General features: G+C 61.2%; 1 protein-coding gene and 1 pseudogene. Both read left to right on the forward strand.

From position 1 onward, the window contains the following. Positions 1–872, forward strand: a pseudogene (locus KUV26_RS23455) (Mu transposase domain-containing protein); the annotation flags it as partial. Then, on the forward strand, positions 869–1,501 hold a 633-nt coding region (istB, locus tag KUV26_RS23460; protein WP_222510272.1), incomplete at its 3' end, for an IS21-like element helper ATPase IstB. The pseudogene KUV26_RS23455 and the gene istB, both read left to right, overlap by 4 nt.

Here is a 1,501-nt window from a genome sequence, read left to right on the forward strand (position 1 = left end):
GCGCGCGGCTGTTCAGCGAGATGCTGTCCCACTACGTGATCCGGGACCGCTACGGGCGTCCTGGCAAGGGCAACGACAAGGGTTCCGTCGAAGGGCTGGTCGGCTATTCCCGGCGCAACTTCATGGTTCCGGTCCCGAACTTTCCGACCTGGGATGCCTTCAACGATTGGCTCGAAGAGCAATGCCGGAAACGCCAGAATGATAAGCTACGAGGGCACAGCGAGACGATTGGTGAACGGCTCCAACAGGATCTGGAGGCGATGGCGTCGTTGTCAGACACACCTTTTGCAGCCTGTGACCAGGCGTCCGCGCGGGTCAGCTCGCTCGCACTGGTGCGCTACAAAACCAACGATTACTCCGTGCCGGTTGCCTTCGGGCACCGGGATGTCTGGATCCGCGCCTATGTCGACCGGGTGGTCATCGGATGTGGCGGCGAGGTCATCGCGCGACATGCCCGCAGCTACGACCGCGAAGACATGATCTTCGATCCGATCCATTACCTGCCGTTGCTGGAAAGGAAGATTGCCGCCTTCGGGCAGGCAGCACCGCTGGCCGGATGGGAGCTTCCCAAGGCGTTTGGCACTCTCCAGTAGCTGATGGATGCACGCATGCTGAAGGCCGGACGGCGCGAATACGTTCAGGTCCTACGGCTGCTCGAAAGCTTCGAGATGGAAGAGGTTCATGCTGCCGTGAAGGCGGCTCTCCAAATGGGTGCGATCAGCTTCGATGCCGTGAAGCATCTGGTACTGTGCAGGATCGAACGACGGCCACCGAGGTTCGATCTGGATGTCTACCCGTTCCTGCCACGGACTACGGTGCAGACGACATCTCCGGCCAGCTACATGTGCCTGACAACCGGTGCCCCGACGTGACGGAAGCCCCGCAGATCCTGTTGAACCACCAACTCAAGAAGCTGAAGCTGCCGACCATCCTGCGGGAATACGACAAGCAAGCCCGGCTCTGTGCTGCCGAGGCTCGTGACCATGTCCGGTTCCTGGCGCGCCTGATCGAGCTGGAACTCATCGACCGGGAGCGGCGGATGATCGAACGCCGGATCAAGGCAGCGAAATTCCCAGCCACCAAGAGCCTCGACAGCTTCGACTTCACCGCAATCCCCAGCCTCAACAAGATGCAGGTCCTGGAGCTTGCGCGCTGTGAATGGATCGACCGCTGCGAGAACGTCATCGCCCTTGGTCCCAGCGGCACCGGCAAGACCCGCGTCGCGCTCGGCCTCGGTTTGGCTGCCTGCCAGAAGGGGATGGCGGTCCGCTTCACCACCGCCGCAGCCATCGTACATGAGCTGATGGAGGCGCGAGACGAACGCCAGCTCCTGCGGCTTCAGAAACAATTGGTGAAGCACAAGCTCTTGATCATCGACCAACTCGGCTTCGTGCCTCTCAGTAAGACCGGCGCCGAGTTGCTCTTCGAACTGATCTCCCAGAGGTGCGAGCGCGGCTCCATCCTGATCACCTCGAACCTGCCGTTCGACGAATGGACGGAA

The sequence above is a fragment of the Leisingera daeponensis genome, assembly GCF_019801465.1.
Lineage (GTDB): Bacteria > Pseudomonadota > Alphaproteobacteria > Rhodobacterales > Rhodobacteraceae > Leisingera > Leisingera daeponensis_A.